12 protein-coding genes, 18 tRNA genes and 2 rRNA genes are annotated in these 15,936 nt (G+C 37.0%); 7 read left to right on the top strand and 25 right to left on the bottom strand.

What is annotated here, in order from left to right; translation table 11 throughout:
* Position 1: 1 nt before the first annotated feature.
* The 5 genes from cas5e to cas3 are packed head-to-tail and all read right to left on the bottom strand — an operon-like array spanning position 2 to position 6,939.
* Positions 2-718, bottom strand: a complete 717-nt coding sequence (gene cas5e / locus MUN42_RS01865; RefSeq protein ID WP_243342562.1) for a type I-E CRISPR-associated protein Cas5/CasD — start codon at positions 716-718, stop codon at positions 2-4.
* A 1-nt stretch (position 719) separates the two neighbouring features.
* A complete protein-coding gene (gene cas7e, locus MUN42_RS01860; protein ID WP_243342561.1) occupies positions 720-1,817 on the bottom strand; it encodes a type I-E CRISPR-associated protein Cas7/Cse4/CasC in 1,098 nt (365 codons plus the stop codon).
* The gene (gene casB, locus MUN42_RS01855) at positions 1,807-2,409 is read right to left on the bottom strand and encodes a type I-E CRISPR-associated protein Cse2/CasB (RefSeq protein WP_243342560.1); all 603 of its coding nucleotides are present in this window, start codon (positions 2,407-2,409) and stop codon (positions 1,807-1,809) included. Before casB ends, cas7e begins: the two co-directional genes overlap by 11 nt.
* Complete coding sequence (locus MUN42_RS01850; RefSeq protein ID WP_243342559.1) at positions 2,406-4,145, bottom strand: type I-E CRISPR-associated protein Cse1/CasA; 1,740 nt, start codon at positions 4,143-4,145, stop codon at positions 2,406-2,408. The genes casB and MUN42_RS01850 overlap by 4 nt, the downstream gene beginning before the upstream one ends.
* A 4-nt stretch (positions 4,146-4,149) precedes the next feature.
* A complete protein-coding gene (cas3, locus tag MUN42_RS01845; protein WP_243342558.1) occupies positions 4,150-6,939 on the bottom strand; it encodes a CRISPR-associated helicase Cas3' in 2,790 nt (929 codons plus the stop codon).
* A gap of 205 nt (positions 6,940-7,144) precedes the next feature.
* Between cas3 and MUN42_RS01840 the strand changes: the two genes are divergently transcribed.
* The 7 genes from MUN42_RS01840 to MUN42_RS01810 all read left to right on the top strand — a co-directional run bounded on the left by MUN42_RS01840 (position 7,145) and on the right by MUN42_RS01810 (position 13,563).
* Positions 7,145-7,522, top strand: coding sequence for a GntR family transcriptional regulator (locus MUN42_RS01840; RefSeq protein ID WP_243342557.1), 378 nt, complete (start codon positions 7,145-7,147; stop codon positions 7,520-7,522).
* On the top strand, positions 7,515-8,381 hold the full coding sequence (locus MUN42_RS01835; protein WP_243342556.1) for an ABC transporter ATP-binding protein: 867 nt from the start codon (positions 7,515-7,517) through the stop codon (positions 8,379-8,381). Before MUN42_RS01840 ends, MUN42_RS01835 begins: the two co-directional genes overlap by 8 nt.
* Positions 8,359-9,000, top strand: coding sequence for an ABC-2 transporter permease (locus MUN42_RS01830; protein WP_347708748.1), 642 nt, complete (start codon positions 8,359-8,361; stop codon positions 8,998-9,000). Before MUN42_RS01835 ends, MUN42_RS01830 begins: the two co-directional genes overlap by 23 nt.
* A gap of 92 nt (positions 9,001-9,092) precedes the next feature.
* A complete protein-coding gene (locus MUN42_RS01825) occupies positions 9,093-9,761 on the top strand; it encodes a response regulator transcription factor (protein ID WP_243342555.1) in 669 nt (222 codons plus the stop codon).
* Positions 9,758-10,702 carry a HAMP domain-containing sensor histidine kinase gene (locus MUN42_RS01820; RefSeq protein WP_243342554.1) on the top strand — a complete coding sequence of 315 codons (945 nt, stop codon included), beginning with the start codon at positions 9,758-9,760 and terminating at the stop codon, positions 10,700-10,702. The genes MUN42_RS01825 and MUN42_RS01820 overlap by 4 nt, the downstream gene beginning before the upstream one ends.
* Positions 10,703-10,793: 91 nt before the next feature.
* Entirely contained in the window at positions 10,794-11,561 is a 768-nt protein-coding gene (locus tag MUN42_RS01815; protein ID WP_243342553.1) for an ABC transporter ATP-binding protein, read from the top strand.
* Positions 11,554-13,563 carry an FtsX-like permease family protein gene (locus MUN42_RS01810; RefSeq protein ID WP_243342552.1) on the top strand — a complete coding sequence of 670 codons (2,010 nt, stop codon included), beginning with the start codon at positions 11,554-11,556 and terminating at the stop codon, positions 13,561-13,563. Before MUN42_RS01815 ends, MUN42_RS01810 begins: the two co-directional genes overlap by 8 nt.
* Before the next feature lie 175 nt (positions 13,564-13,738).
* Here MUN42_RS01810 and MUN42_RS01805 read toward each other — a convergent pair.
* The 20 genes from MUN42_RS01805 to rrf (MUN42_RS01710) form a co-directional block, all read right to left on the bottom strand.
* Positions 13,739-13,815, bottom strand: a tRNA-Ile gene (locus MUN42_RS01805).
* A 27-nt stretch (positions 13,816-13,842) separates the two neighbouring features.
* Positions 13,843-13,919 (bottom strand) — tRNA-Ile (locus tag MUN42_RS01800).
* Between the two features lie 4 nt (positions 13,920-13,923).
* Positions 13,924-13,999: transfer RNA gene (locus tag MUN42_RS01795), tRNA-Trp, on the bottom strand.
* Between the two features lie 54 nt (positions 14,000-14,053).
* A tRNA-Phe gene (locus MUN42_RS01790) sits at positions 14,054-14,129 on the bottom strand.
* Positions 14,130-14,134: 5 nt separating this feature from the next.
* Positions 14,135-14,228, bottom strand: a tRNA-Ser gene (locus MUN42_RS01785).
* A gap of 16 nt (positions 14,229-14,244) precedes the next feature.
* Positions 14,245-14,334, bottom strand: a tRNA-Ser gene (locus MUN42_RS01780).
* Positions 14,335-14,440: 106 nt separating this feature from the next.
* Positions 14,441-14,516, bottom strand: a tRNA-Lys gene (locus tag MUN42_RS01775).
* A 4-nt stretch (positions 14,517-14,520) separates the two neighbouring features.
* Positions 14,521-14,596, bottom strand: a tRNA-Gln gene (locus tag MUN42_RS01770).
* A gap of 81 nt (positions 14,597-14,677) precedes the next feature.
* Positions 14,678-14,754, bottom strand: a tRNA-Arg gene (locus MUN42_RS01765).
* A gap of 3 nt (positions 14,755-14,757) precedes the next feature.
* Positions 14,758-14,831, bottom strand: a tRNA-Gly gene (locus tag MUN42_RS01760).
* Positions 14,832-14,834: 3 nt separating this feature from the next.
* A tRNA-Tyr gene (locus tag MUN42_RS01755) sits at positions 14,835-14,920 on the bottom strand.
* Positions 14,921-14,948: 28 nt separating this feature from the next.
* Positions 14,949-15,024, bottom strand: a tRNA-Thr gene (locus tag MUN42_RS01750).
* Between the two features lie 26 nt (positions 15,025-15,050).
* Positions 15,051-15,127 (bottom strand) — tRNA-Asp (locus tag MUN42_RS01745).
* A gap of 34 nt (positions 15,128-15,161) precedes the next feature.
* Positions 15,162-15,237, bottom strand: a tRNA-Val gene (locus tag MUN42_RS01740).
* Between the two features lie 3 nt (positions 15,238-15,240).
* Positions 15,241-15,315, bottom strand: a tRNA-Glu gene (locus tag MUN42_RS01735).
* A gap of 10 nt (positions 15,316-15,325) precedes the next feature.
* Positions 15,326-15,402: transfer RNA gene (locus MUN42_RS01730), tRNA-Met, on the bottom strand.
* Positions 15,403-15,428: 26 nt separating this feature from the next.
* Positions 15,429-15,517: transfer RNA gene (locus MUN42_RS01725), tRNA-Leu, on the bottom strand.
* Positions 15,518-15,536: 19 nt separating this feature from the next.
* Positions 15,537-15,611 (bottom strand) — tRNA-Asn (locus MUN42_RS01720).
* Between the two features lie 70 nt (positions 15,612-15,681).
* Positions 15,682-15,798, bottom strand: a 5S ribosomal RNA gene (gene rrf / locus MUN42_RS01715).
* Positions 15,799-15,800: 2 nt separating this feature from the next.
* Positions 15,801-15,917: ribosomal RNA gene (rrf, locus tag MUN42_RS01710) — 5S ribosomal RNA — on the bottom strand.
* Between the last annotated feature and the right edge of the window lie 19 nt (positions 15,918-15,936).

Here is a 15,936-nt window from a genome sequence, read left to right as displayed (position 1 = left end):
ACTACTCCCATATACTTCCAAAGATATCATGTTCGCTATCTATATCTTCTTTCTTATAGACATCTCCTAGGGGAATATCGACTCTTACTTCCTTCCTATACTTGAAGATTCTATCTTTTCTTGAGAAGGATACGACCCTGTCCTTTCTCATCTCCCCAAAATTTTGAGCCTTATCTCCTACAAGGTCAACATCAGCAAAGATAGAAAGATTTCTTGGTTCTTTTTTTCTATACCATTTACTTGCAAGCCATGGGTAGGTTTTTAGATTTTCTAGGGGACTTTTGTTATTTTTCTCTAGGAAGTAGTCAGCATTTATAGGGACTGATTTTCTCCCTAGGAAAAGTTGGAAGTAGGGATGTTTGAGGGCATATTCTATATTTTCCATTAGATTTTCATCAGATGAAGCTAGGGCTACAAGAAAGATGCTATCTTCTAGGTAATACCTATGGGTTAGGTGAACATCTCCCACTTTTTCCCCATACCTTACTATTTGATAATCGCTCATCATATTGCCTATTTGGTCTACTCTTACTCCAAAGTCAAGGTCGTTTAGGGCTTGGAATTCCTTATCATCATCCCTTCTTAGGCCCATAGCTCCCCCTATCATACCGATTACGGCAGACTTTGATGGATGGAAGTCTGTATGTCTTATATTAAAGTTAGAATCTGTACCCCAGGCCTGCAAGGGAGATGCAAATTTCAATAAAATAGTTGACATATTATTCACCATCTTCTAAATTTTCTGCTAATTTTCCTTCTATATCTGCTAATAGATCCCTTAGTGAATCTTTTTCTAGGATTTCTTTATTTTCTTGGTCAAATTGTTCTGTTGAAACAAAGGCTGTGTATATTGGCTTGTCTACAAATTTTTCTACCTTGGCATATTCTTCAAAAAGTTTGCCTATAGATTTCTCTACATAGCCTTCTTTTGACTTAACTGGTTCTTCGTAGGCACTCACAAGGTTTACCGGCCTATCCTCCCTAAGGCTTACCAAGACTAATTGAGGTAGGGTTTGGTTGGCAAAGGACTTTACCTTGCCTGTTGGTAGGGACTTGGTGAAGGCCTCTATAAATAAGGCTACAGTCTTGATGGTAGCTTCCTTATCTCCTAGTTGATCTTTTAGGTCATGGATGGCTATATTGGCATAACGGTATAGGGTTGATGAGTTAAATTCTGTGGTATCTATATGAGATGCACCAGCATTAGCTTGTTGCCCTGTTAGCTCGTCAATAGCAGTAAAATAATCGAACTCTTGATTTACAGCGTGGGTTGATATAGAGTGGGCAACCTGGCAAGATGCCTCTACATTTAAATAACTAGGATCATCTTTTTTCTCTCTTGCGACCATTCTACCGAAAAGTGCTATATCAATAGAAAGATTATTTTTTAGTATAGATTGTATTTCTTTTTTATTCGACCCATCAATAGCTGCTTGGGCCAATTTCTCAGCTTGCCTATCTCCAAAGAAGAAAAGAGCATTGGCTTTTTTATCGGCATTTATTCTTACAAATGAATCATTTATAGCCTTCTCTGCCTTATTCATAGCATCATCTTCCCCTATGGAAGGGTCTATTTTTTGGATCTTCTCTGCTACATAGGATACTATATTTAAGGTCCTTACTCCTAGATTGCTAGCCTCGCTATTTTCCTTAAAATAATCCCTAATAACCTTCTTCCAAGATTGACTTGATACCCTAGCCCTTCTGACTCCTCCATATTGGGCAGATTTAGGTGAACCTGTATCATCCCTGTTGATGTTTGATGGTGGTAGGGTTTGGATTGCGTGGATGTCAATAAATAGTCTCTTATTTTTCATTTTCTTCTCCTTTTTCTTTATTTTCTACTTTTCTAAAACTATAGTAACTTCTTGCCCATTTTAATCTAATGCCTTCTTCATGTCCCCTAAGGAATGAGTACAAGTCTCTTGCAAGGTTGGCATAGTTTACCTTGGCTTCTCCCTTCTTTTTTGACTTTAGTAGCCTTACCATCTGCCTTAAATGGTAGGAAAATTCTTCAAAGTCATTAGCCGTTACTAAGGCATTAAATCTCCTATCATAGGACTTGCTATCCTCATCTCTAAGTAGGCTCAAAGAATAACCCATATTATCTTTTTCTTCTGTAAGTATACTTTCCCTTATCCCTTGCTGATGGAGGGCATAGAGTTGGAGGCTAGTTATAATGGCCTTCTCCTCCCTAGAGTAATATTCTCCCCTTCCTAGAAATTCATCCGGCATATTTTCAAATACAAAGGCTAGGTGGCCTACTCCATCACCCAGGGGTCTATTGATAGAACACCTCAAATTGGCTAGGATGGCTTTTTTAGAAGGCTCATTTGTCATAGTGTCAATTTTCTTTAACATCTTGTAGCTAGCCCCATATACGCTTGCTTTCTTGTTTTCTTTACTCATCTCTTATCTCCCAAATCTAAATCACTTATAATAGAGCTGTTAAAACGATTAAAGGCTGTAGCTAGGTTTTCTAATCGCCCCGCCTTCCTTCCTTTCCTTTCTTCTACCCTACCCATATAGTCCCTAGGGGATGAATTTTCTGAAATTCTATAGGCTTCTCCTAGGACTAACTTGTATAGGACTTTCTTCCACTCTATTAGCTTATCCTCCTTATCTTGGTCATATTTGATTGATGAGAGCCAATCTCTAAAAGGCCCATCTATCAAAAAGTACATCCTCTCTATGTTTTTATTTACAAAGCCACCCCCTTCATTGTTTCTAATAAAGGCTAGGTCTCCTAAAAACCTTTTGTAGTCGGTTTCTATTACTTTTTTTGTAAGTTCTACTTGGTCATTTATCCTAGGAGTCCAATTTCCCTTTTCTAGGTCTGTTAAGATAAATTGCCTAGTATTCATACAGTCATATATTTCGTCTACTGGTATTTTAGATGAGTCCTTTTTATTTTTCATGCTTATACTATTGATAGTTAAATTGTTAATTTCAACTTCTTCAGATATATTTTCAAACCAAAACATTATTCCTGGCTTTTTATATTTTTTAAAATCATCCTCAGACTTATCAGTTACAAGAATACCAGAAGATCTCCATAAAGCCTGATTTTTTTCATGCTTTTTAGGTGAATACAAGTTGTCTTTTTTATTTTTAGTATTCCATATAGTCATAGGTTCCAAGAAATAGTTAATCTCATCTAAGCCCCTTAGATGAACTGCATTTAAGTACAATACTCCTTCTTCAGCTTCTAATTCTGTATTAATATAAAGAGCCTTTGCCCAATTAGTATAAAGTTCGCTCAAGTTATCTGGATTTATCCCTCTTAGAGATCTGTTTATGTTCTCTAGACCACTATATTCCCAGCAAGGTCTCTGGATATTATTCTCTTTACCATTATTTAGTTTAGTAATATCTAAAACTAAATTAAGCATTAGACTTTCAAATAAATTCTTTCCCTTAAAATAGACTCCTCCAAGCTCGCTAATCCATCCATTATTAGTATCGTATTTGTCCATCCTAAAAATAGTTTTATCAGATAAATCTGCATAAGCTTGAAAGGCTATAAGCCATCTAGCTAATTCTGAGTAAGATAATTTATCTTTATTTTCTCTAGACTTAGGAGAGAATAAAAACTCTTTGTTTTCGCTCTCAGAAATTCTCCTATTGATATGCTTTATAGCAATTTTACTTGGTGTACTGATTAATCTATCTCTACCTACTTGAGATTTAAGTTTTTCCTCTCCCGATATATCCTCATACAAAACCTGATAAAAGGGATATTTTTCATCAAAGAGGTTGAAGTGATCTTCCCATTTTTCTAAATAATCGGTTACAATATTAGGAAAGCTTCCCTTATTCCATAGGTTTTTCCAAGTTTCAAATAATTGATCATTATAGTCTAGTCTTTCATCTTCATCCTCTATAGGATCTATTTGCCTATACCTATCATCAAGTTTTACTTCAGGATAAGGATCACCATTAGCATCAAATCTTGAAAATACTGTATGTAAGACAGCGAGAAGCACCCTCATTACAGCAAAGTCTTGCGTCTTGGTATCTCCTGCCAAGTCTAGGTATTTATCTGCATTTTCAAATACTTCTATGAGGGAAACATCTTCGCTATATCCCTTGTTATCAACACTTACCGATATCCATTTTTCCTTGAGGAGGTTGTATCTTCCCATCCCTTCACTCCTTTTTTATTATTTCATAGCTAAGACCATATTTTTCTTCATACTTTAGCTTGTATATTTTATTTAATTTGTCACTAGTAATTATAAATTCATTGTTTTCATCAAAGATTATGCCAAGTGAACCCTTTAGCCAGGCTTGGTCTTGAAAGTCTCTCAAACAAACTCTATTGTAGTCTTCGAGTGCCTCGATTATTTTATCAATTTCATAAGTGAAGGCCCTGGGTATCTTTAGGGTGGATTGGGCAATGAGCCTTCCTATATTAGGATTAGAAATAGATTTAGATAGGTCCTTGTCTTCTCCAAAAATCCCAAAACCCTCTCCTTGTTTTTTTAGGCCTATGACTTCAATTGAGTCATCACTATCCCTAACTTGAGCCCTAGCCTTTTCTTCCGTATCAGTCTTAGCATAGCCTACTAGCCAGTCATCCATTGTTTCCTTATTATGTTTTTTTTGTGTCTTACATATTATTTGTTGGAGGAGGAAGGTTTTTGCCTTAGCTTCCTTCTTTTCCCTTAAATCTTCCTTTTCTTCTTTATAGTCCTCATATCTTTTTTTATTATCTATATCTAAGTCTTCATCAGAATAGACCTCTTGGACAAGACGTGAAATATCGTCTGGTATTGTAAGCTTTTCTGGCAAGTAGTATTGACTTCTTGCAAGAATATAACCACCATATACTGCTAGGCTCCCCGGATCAAATTCAAAGTCTTCATTGAGTCCACTTACATAGACCCTAGGCTCTCTAAAGGCCTCACTCCTATCGTCCCTATCATGTCTATGGAGTCTGCCTATCCTTTGAATCATAAGGTCCATCGGGGCAAGGTCAGTTATGAGGACATCAAAGTCTATGTCTAGGGATTGTTCTATGACCTGGGTACCTATGATTATCTTGCTTTTAGGTCTATTTCCCTTCTTACCAATCATTCCTAAGAGGGCTTCTTCTTTCTTGACACGTTCGGTCGCTATAAATCCTGAATGAATTAGCTCTACCCTATCTTCTCCAAAAAGTTCTACGCATTCCCTAGCCAAGCTTTGAGCTTTTTTTACAGTATTTACTACTATTCCGATTATCCCGTCATTCTTAGCTAAGTCTCCTATAGGGCCTAGTAAATCTTCATTATATAGTTTACTTATGACAATATTTTTTCTTTGCCTTATAGGAAAGTCCTCATATTGGTGAATTTCATCTCCATCAGTATAGGTTATTAGGGGGTAGGGATCTTTTTTTAGGCCCTTTAGCCTAGCAGCTATTTCTTTGGTTTTTGTCCCCCTCCCCCTTAAGTAGGCATCTACCATGGCTTCCCTCTTGTCAGTTGGTAGGGTCGCAGAGAGGAGGATTACAGGGACTCCATAATATCCGAGCCGCCTAATAGATTCCTTTAGGTATTGGTCCATATATACATCATAGGCATGGACCTCATCTATGACTATAACTTTCTTGCCAAAACCCAAGTGCCTTAGGGCCAGGTGTTTTTGCTTGAGGGACATTAGGAGAAATTGGTCCACAGTTCCTATGACAAAGTCATCCAGACTTGAGGTCTTCTTTCCAGCAAACCATTCATTCACTAGGACCGTTTGATTTTCTTTATTCTCATTCTTTTCGTCAATGTTTTCATCAATATTGATATTTGAAGCAAGGGATGCAAAATTTTCATTAAGGGCAGCCTTGCCATGGCTTAACCTAATGCTGTGCCTATCACCATCAACTTTTTCTAGCCACTTTTCTATCCTAGGAAATATAGCATTGGAAGATGCTTGACTCGGTAGACCAAAGAACATCCCACTCCTACCAGTCTTGTAGGCAAGCTCTTCTACTCCAACAAGGGCTGCCTCAGTCTTGCCACTACCCATAGGGGCTTCGTAGATAAAAATTCCAGGATCATCACAAGCTTCTATAATTTTCTTGAAAATAACCTGCTCATCCCTAGGGGCAAAGCCAAATCTTAGGTCAAAAATATCCTTGCCAGCTTCATTTTCTATATCTTCTAAAGAAGAAGGCTCCCACAAGTCCGATTTCTCCCACTTCTCATAGGCAATAAATGCTCTTTTATCGGGATTAGCTACACTATTTTCATCAAGACCTATCAAGGGAAAATATTCTTCATTTGATGCCAGCCAATCTGCCATAATAAGGAGGGCTGATAGGATGATTTGACTAGCCTTGCCTAGGTGAGGAAGGTCTTCGGGAGATTTAAATCCATTATCCCTAAGAGCAGTATTTATAACTTCCCTCTGGGCCTCTTGCCACAAAATATAATCGGGGTCGGATGAATTTTCGCTGCCATAAAAATTGCTTAAATAAGAAACTTGCTTACTAAGCTCATCAGACTGGATAGATCTACCATGGTGAGCTCCTACGATCGATGCAAGGCCACCATCAAAACCCTCATTAATCAGAATCCATTCACCTGCCAGGCTGTGGGGGCTAGGTCTATCCTTAGATAAATCTTTATTCAAATTTTTAAAGCCTACCCTATAAAGCTTCTCCCTTAGGGCATCTTCTAGATCCTCAGTCGAATGCCAAATCTTGGTAGTTTGAAAAATATATGTAGTCTTGCCCAAGTCGTGAATTTGGCAGAGAAAGGCAAAGACCCTCTTAGCACTTTCAAAATCTACTACCGATAAATCTTGGCATATCCTTAACTTCTGCCCCTGACTTAGCCACCTATCCCAAAGGAGAGCCCCAATATTTCTAGTATCCATCAAATGTTGGTCCAGGGGCAACCACTCATAGTATGGTCCCCTAGCCTTTTTCTTAGCCCACAAAAAATTACTGATCTTCATAAATCACCCCAATAAACTAAGATAAACTTATATCCTATAATAATTATATAAAATTCAGCAAACGTATGCAATCGCTATAAACAACTTTATCGTTTATTGTTTTCTATAAGTCTTAACCAGTGAATTCATAGATTTTAATAAATAAGTGATAAAAGTATTGACAGTTCTTATCTGTTCATATACAATATATACAGTAGGAGGACAAATGAATATTAATATTAACTACTCGAGTAAGGATCCTATATATTTGCAGATTAAAAATCAAATAAGAGATGCAATTTTAAATGATGAAATAGAAAAGAATGAAGCCCTTCCTTCTATAAGGGTGTTGGCTAAGGAGCTTAGGGTTAGTGTGATTACTAGCAAGAGGGCCTATGATGAGCTTGAAAAAGATGGACTTATAGTTTCTGTCCCTGGTAAGGGAAATTATGTAAGGGATACGAATCCTGACTTAATCAAGGAAAAGTTAGCCATCAAGATAAAAGAGCACCTATCTGAGGCTATTAAGCTTTCTAAACTTTCCGGCATAAGTCGAGAGGAAGTTATAAATTTTATTGATGATTTGGAGAAAGAAAATGAATGATATTTTGAGATTAGAAAAAGTTTGTAAGGATTTGGGAGGATTTAAATTACAGCACTTAACTTTTAGTATAGAAAGTGGTTCTATTGTTGGCTTTATTGGAGAAAATGGAGCAGGAAAGTCAACTACTATAAAATTAATCCTAGAACAGATGAAAAGGGATGGAGGGGAAGTTTATATCTTCGGTAAGAGAATAGAGGATTTGGATGAAGAAGATAAGAAGAAGATAGGCTTTGTATTTGATGACTTATTCCTTCCCCAAGATATGAAGTTAGAAGAAGTAGAGAAATTTCATCGAGATCTTTATGGGAAATCTTGGGATAGGAACTTATTCTTTGATTTTTGCAAGAGATTTGCTCTAGACAAAGATAGTCCTATAAAGTTATATTCTAGAGGAATGAAGATGAAGCTTTCTATGGCCCTTGCCCTAAGTCATAATCCCTATCTTTTGATCTTGGATGAGGCAACAAGTGGGCTAGATCCCATAGTAAGGGATGATATTTTGGATATACTTTTTGACTTTATCCAAGATGAAAATAAGGGAATTTTAATCTCCTCACACATCCTATCAGATCTTGAAAAAATCGCGGACAAAATAGTCTTTATCCATAAGGGAAGGATGATTTTTTCTGAGTATAAGGATAGGCTAGAGGATGAATATGGGATAGTTTCCTTATCTGATGATAATTTTGAAAGCCTTAATCCAAAGGCTGTAGTCGGAGTGAGAAGTCATAGTTTCGGTAAGGAGTGTCTAATAAGAAAGGACTTAACTCCAGAAAGTCTTGACTTAAAAAATGCTAGTATAGAAGAAATAATGATATTTATGATAAAGGAGAAGTATGATGAAAGCATTGATTTATAAAGATTTTTCAAGTTTAAAAAAATCTATAATGATACTCTTAGCAATAATATTTCTATTGTGTCTTTATTTTGTGCTTTACTTTGGCAAGGAACAATTATTATTTATACCAATGATTTTCACATTTGGAGAGAGTATCCTATTAAAAACTGCCTTCGTTATAGACTATAAGTATGATATTGATAAGTACCTAGTAGCTACAGGTATAAAAAAAGATAAGATCGTCTTATCTAGGTATACTATGGTCTTTCTTGCATCAATACTTGCTATGGGCTTTGGGCTTTTTATCCATTTCTTATTTGCAAGAAATATTTCTATGTCAATCTTTCTAATCCTTGCTATCATATTTTTTATAACAAGTTTTATAGGATCTATAGAATTACCACTTATATATAAGTTTGGCATAGAAAAAATAAATATAGTATTTACGGTATTTTACTTATTTGTAGTTGTCCTATTTTCTGTGATAGCCAACAAACAAGACTTTATAGCAGGTCTTATTAGAAGAGGACTTAGTATAAATGAAAATACCCTTGCCCTTGCTATAAGCTTATTCACCTTGCTCATGCTTGGACTTTCTATAGGAATATCTATAAAAATTTACCAAAAGAAAGAATTTTAATATAAGACCAGACACTAAGTGCTGTTTTTTTCTTGTCCAAAAGATTTTGTCCAAGGACTCAAATGCCCTATAATAATAGTAATGGAGGCAATATGAATATACTTATTGTAGAAGATGACAAAAAAATTGGCGAAGAGCTTGTCTTTCAACTTGATATCCTAGGCTACGAGCCTTATTTGGTTGATGATTTTACTAGAGTCTTGGATATTTTTAAGCAAAAAGACTACAAGCTTGTCCTTATGGACTTGAAGCTTCCCTACAAAAATGGCTTTTACTGGGTAAAGGAAATTAGGAAAATATCTAAAGTCCCCATAATTTTTCTTACTTCAGCATCAGATGATATTAACCTCATAAATGCTATAAATTATGGGGCTGACGACTTTATAGCCAAGCCATTTTCTATGGGTTTTTTGGATATAAAGATAAAGGCTCTCATAAGAAGGGTCTATGACTTTGTTAATGATGATAATATCCTCTGGTATGGGGAAATCAAGCTTACAAGGGATAAGATGGTCCTAACTTATGATGATAAGGATCTTTCTCTTTCTAAGAATGAATATCTAATTATGGAAATTCTTATGAAAAATCCTGGAGAGGTTGTTTCCAGGGAAAAAATAATGGATAAGCTTTGGGCAACTGATTCTTTTATAGATGATAATACTCTTAGTGTAAATGTGAATAGGCTTAGAAAAAAGCTAGCTAGCCTAGGACTTGATGGCTTAATTCAGACTAAAAAGACTGTGGGGTATTTTATCCAATGAAAAATCTAAAAATATTCTTATCAACTAATAAGGCCTATTTGATATCCCTCCTCGCCTTCACCCTTATATCTCTTATAACTTCCTATGTCTTCCCCATTGATAGGAGGGTCTTTGCCTATAGCCTTTTTTTGCTATATGTCTTTATCATACCTATAATGCTAGGAAGGTTTTTCAAAATCAAAAAAATCCTAAGGGAAGATAAGTTTGCCTACTTTAACCACGACCCTTACGAGATTTATTTGGAAGATATGTTGAAGAAAAAGGATGTGGAGATTGGTGATATAAGGCTTGAAGCAAGGAAAAATTATGATGACTTGGATAATCTCTTGAGTATCTGGACCCACCAAATAAAGACTCCCCTAGCTGCAATTTCCCTTATTAGCCAAAGGGAGGAAAACTTTGATATTGACAAGGAGCTTGTAAGGATAGATGACTATATAACAAGTCTTCTCTCTATGCTAAAGCTTAGGGACAATAGTATCGACTATAATTTCAAATCATTTTCCATAGACAAGTTAGTCAGGGATGTAGTAAAAAGATACAGGCACTTTTTTATAGGCAAAAACCTTAGTCTTAAACTTGATATAGAAGATAAAAATATAATCTCAGATCCTAAGTGGCTGGGCTTTGTAATAGAGCAAGTCCTCTTTAATGCTATAAAATATACCGATAAGGGCTATATACAAATATCCTACAAGGATGATATTTTACAAATAGAAGATACTGGCATAGGAATAAAAAAGGAAGACCTGAAAAATATTAGTAAGTTTGGTTATAGTGGCGATAGTGATAGGAGAAATCCTTCTTCTACTGGTATAGGTCTTTACTTAGTAAATGACATCTTAACCAAGCTTGGTTATACCTACAAGATCGACTCAGAATTAAATAAGGGGACAATGTTTTCCATAAATCTTTCAAGAAATAAACTTATAGAGGACTAGCTTACAAAATGTAAGATAAAAGAAAAAAATGTAAGTTTAGATTAGGGATTTATTTAGAAAAATCCTTTATTATAGACTTATGGAGGATATTATGAATATATTAAAAGTTAAAAACATAAGAAAAGTCTATAATCCTGAAAATAAGAATACACAAGTTGTAGCTCTTGAGGATATAAGTTTTGAAGTCGAAAAGGGTGAATTCGTAGCTATAATGGGAGAAAGTGGCTCAGGTAAGTCTACCCTCTTAAACCTTATAGCGACCTTGGACAGTCAGACTAGTGGAGATATAATTCTTGCTGGAGAAAATACCAAGGACAAGAAGGATAAGGATAAGGCAAGATTTAGGAGAGAAAAGCTAGGCTTTGTCTACCAAGATTTCTCCTTGCTAAATTCCCTAAATAATAGGGACAATATCTTCCTTCCTCTGGTTTTGGCAAATACCAACTACCAAGAAATGGAAGAGAGGATCGCTCCCATAGCAAGGAAATTAAAAATCGAAAACCTTCTTGATAAGTTCCCCTATCAGGTATCAGGTGGGCAAAAGCAAAGGATAGCTGTAGCTAGGGCGATTATTACAAATCCCCAACTCCTCCTTGCAGATGAGCCTACAGGAGCCTTGGATTCAAATTCATCAATGGAGCTTCTAAATATTTTTGAAGAAATAAATAAGTCTGGTCAGACCATCCTCATGGTAACCCACTCAACCATGGCAGCATCCAGGGCATCTAGGGTCTTATTTATAAAAGACGGCAAAATCTTCTACGACCTCTACAAGGGAGATATGACTAGGGATGAAATGTATGAGAAATTAGTAAAATCTCAAATGATGATACTTGGTGGAGGTAAAGACTTTGAATAAGATTAATTTTAAAATTGCCCTCAACCAAATAAGGACCAACAAGTTTCTCTACCTCCCCTATATCTTAGCCTCAACTCTTATGGTCTATATCTTTGACCTAGTATATACCCTAAGGGATCAAGAATTTATGGAATCTTCTAGAGGTGGGACTACTATTTTACAATTACTAGAAATTGGCCAGTGGACTATAGCCCTATTTTCTTTTATCTTTTTAATCTATATGACTAATTCAATTATTAAATCAAGATATAAGGAATTTGGTCTTTTATATAGCTTGGGAATGGATAAGAAGGGACTAAGGTCAATACTTCTCATAGAAAATTTGATCTTTGCAAGCTCTGCAATCCTTTTGGGAAGCCTCTTAAGTCTTCTAACAAGTCCCTTGTTTGTAAATCTTATAGCAAAAATCTTAGACCTAAATGAAGAAATAATCTTTGATATAGACCCTAGCAAGCTAATATTGGGGATAGAAGTCTTTGCACTTATATTTATCTTTATAAGTATAATAAGCCTTCTTTCTATAAGGAAGAAAAACCCTCTAGAGCTAAGTCAAAAGTCCAAGGAAGGAGAAGCTGAGCCTAAGGTAAAGATCCTAAGCTTTATACTAGGACTTCTAGCAATAGGAGCTGGCTACAAGATAGCTCTTGGAGTTGATAATTTCTTACAAGCCTTCCCTATGTTTTTCCCAGCAGTAGCCCTTGTAATTATAGGAACAAGTTTCTTCTTCCAATCTATTGTTATTTGCCTCCTAAAGCTTCTTAGAAAAAATAAAAAAATCTACTACAAGAGAGTAAATATGACCTTTATAGGGGAGCTTATTAAAAGGAGCAAGGAGTCAGCTCAGGCTCTCTCATCAATTACGATAATCTCATCTATGTTTTTATTAAGCTTTGTAGTTATGGCAGCCATGTTTATTGGTAAAAACGCCTGGTTAGATAGGATGAACCCAGCAGACTATGTTATATCAAGTGAAACTTATGACCCAGTATTTGATAGCTACATCAAAGAAGCAATAGAAAATACCAAAAATCAAACTGGTATAAGGACTGGGGAAATAAAAACCATAGAGTCTGTGACTAGCTTTGCAAAAGATACTAGTCAGGGAGATTTTGATATAGGTAAACCAGATAATATTAATTATGTAGGTACTTTATCTGATGATAGGTCAAGGATTATAAATATAGTAGACGAAGAATCCTTCAATAGGTCTACTCAAAATACTTACAAACTTTCAGATGGAGAAGTTTTGGTCTTTGACTCTGAAAATGAAAAGTATGAAAGTATATCTATAGGAGATATGAAATTTTCTGTAAAAGAAAATTTATCTGAGATAAATCCAATCCTTGTAGATTCGACCATGTCCTTATTCCATAATGTTTTGCTAGTGGTAAAGGACACAGATGACTTTAATAAAAATTTTAGCCAAAATCAAAACATGGCATTTGGAAATATCTACAAAACTTACTTCGACCTAGAAGATAGGTCCATGGAAAATGCTTTTAATTTTTCTAAAAAACTTGCACAAAACCTAGAAAGGGATAGTGACATTATAGAAAAACTTAGAATAAATAATGGGATAGAAAATAGGTATGAGTTTGATTCCATGCACACTGGAGCCTATATAACTATAATAATCCTCATGATATTGTTTATGGTATCAATCATAGTCGTAATCTACTATAAGCAGGCTGCAGAAGGCTTGAGTGATGGAGGAACTATAGAAATCCTAAAAAAAGTAGGTATGTCAAATAAGGAAATAAAAAAATCCATAAATAGACAAAACTACTACACTTTCTTTATTCCCCTTCTTGTATCCATAATCCACATACTCGTAGCAAGCAAACTCGCCCACAAGCTCCTCCAAGTATTCATTAGCCTATCAAGGGCCGACTTTATAAAAATAGAAATAGGAGCCATCTTAGTTTATATTATAGTGTATATACTAATATTTAAAATAACAACCCCAATATACTTTAAAATGGGAAATATAAATAAAGAATAAAGAAAAAGTTGCTGGAATATATAAGAAAATTCTGGCAACTTTTATCTTGCAAAATTTTACTAACAAGTCCTCTTTAGTAATAAATATAAAAATCCTTCTAATCCTCTCTCAGAAATCTTCAGTAATAAAAACCTATAAATAAGCACAAAAAAAGAACGTCTCAGACGTTCTAAGATGGTGGGCCTCCAGGGACTCGAACCCTGGACCTACCGGTTATGAGCCGGGCGCTCTAACCGACTGAGCTAGAGGCCCACATTTATAAGCAAAATATTGAGTTATTGGTGGACCTGAGTAGACTCGAACTACCGACCTCACGCTTATCAGGCGTGCGCTCTAACCACCTGAGCTACAGGTCCATATTGGCAGGGGAGACAGGATTTGAACCCGCGACATCCGGTTTTGGAGACCGACGTTCTGCCAGCTGAACTACTCCCCTAAAGGCTATCTTCTGTATAGTACCGGACCTACCTTTATTATACAAACCTTAAGCTGGTGCCCAGAGGCGGAATCGAACCACCGACACGGGGATTTTCAGTCCCCTGCTCTACCGACTGAGCTATCTGGGCAAATATGGCGGAGAAGGAGGGATTTGAACCCTCGCATCCCTTTTGACAGGATCTACTCCCTTAGCAGGGGAGCCTCTTCAGCCACTTGAGTACTTCTCCTTAAGCAAAAAGCTTTTGGCGGAGAGGAAGGGATTCGAACCCTTGTGAGCCAATGACTCTAACGGTTTTCAAGACCGCCCCGTTATGACCGCTTCGGTACCTCTCCATATTAAATTTAAAGTATTCAAATGGCTATAAAGATACTTATAAAAGTAATCCGCCGATAATGTCGACGAATGCCAATCTATCTAAATCACTTAAGATTAATGTAGTGGTGACCCATCGGAGATTCGAACTCCGGACACCCTGATTAAAAGTCAGGTGCTCTACCGACTGAGCTAATGGATCAAAATGGCTGGGATAGCAGGACTCGAACCTACGCATACCAGAGTCAAAGTCTGGTGCCTTACCGACTTGGCTATATCCCAAAAATAAAAGTACGATATGATTATATCAGAAATTCAACGCAACGTCAAATCTTATTATCTTAAGTCATAGCATTAATAGCTTGGCGCACCCTCCAGGATTCGAACCTGGGACACACGGATTAGAAGTCCGTTGCTCTATCCAGCTGAGCTAAGGGTGCAAATGGAGCGGGTGAAGGGAATCGGACCCTCGCAACCAGCTTGGAAGGCTGGGGCTCTACCACTGAGCTACACCCGCATATGGTGGGGATGAGCGGATTCGAACCACTGAAAGCTAAGCTAACGGATTTACAGTCCGTCCCATTTGGCCAACTCTGGAACATCCCCATAGTGTATACAAAAATATTAATTTTTGTGGAGCTGATGATAGGACTTGAACCTACAACCTATTGATTACAAATCAATTGCTCTGCCAATTGAGCTACATCAGCACATTGGATCACTATTGCAATCCAAATGGCGACTTGGATGGGATTCGAACCCACGACCTCCGCCGTGACAGGGCGGCATTCTAACCAACTGAACTACCAAGCCAGATAAGAATTAAAATAAATTCTAAAGGTTTTTTTGGTGGAAGTAACAGGGCTCGAACCTGTGACCCCCTGCTTGTAAGGCAGATGCTCTCCCAACTGAGCTATACTTCCATATGGTGACCCTACCGAGATTCGAACTCGGGATACCACCGTGAAAGGGTGGTGTCTTAACCGCTTGACCATAGGGCCTAAATGATTTTGGTTGCGGGAGTAGGATTTGAACCTACGACCTTCGGGTTATGAGCCCGACGAGCTACCAAACTGCTCCACCCCGCGACAATTATTAGAGTAGTAGGTATAAATGGTGCCGAGAATCGGAATCGAACCGATACGGTGTTTAACCACCGCAGGATTTTAAGTCCTGTGCGTCTGCCAGTTCCGCCACCCCGGCATTCAAGTTAAAAACTAACTGGCGCTCAGGGTGGGACTCGAACCCACAACCTACCGGTTAACAGCCGGGTGCTCCACCATTGAGCTACCTAAGCATTACAACAAATTAATTATACTATAAAATCAATTTGCTGTCAAATCATATCTAAATTGCTTAGATAATTTGTTTAGCTACTTCCTACTCTCCCGGGAGGTCTCCCTCCGAGTACCATCGGCGTACTTAGGCTTAACTTCTGTGTTCGGTATGGCTACAGGTGTATCCCTAATACTATCGTAACTATATAATTTAGCGGCGTCCTACTCTCCCGGGAGGTCTCCCTCCGAGTACCATCGGCGCTCATAGGCTTAACTTCTGTGTTCGGTATGGGAACAGGTGTATCCCTATTGCTATCGCCACTATTTAGCCCTATCCAATTCACG

Origin of the sequence: Anaerococcus sp. AGMB09787, from assembly GCF_022808955.1 — a bacterium.
Classification (GTDB): Bacteria; Bacillota; Clostridia; order Tissierellales; family Peptoniphilaceae; genus Anaerococcus.
Note: the sequence above shows the minus strand (reverse complement) of the source record. Positions and strands in the feature narration are given on the sequence as shown.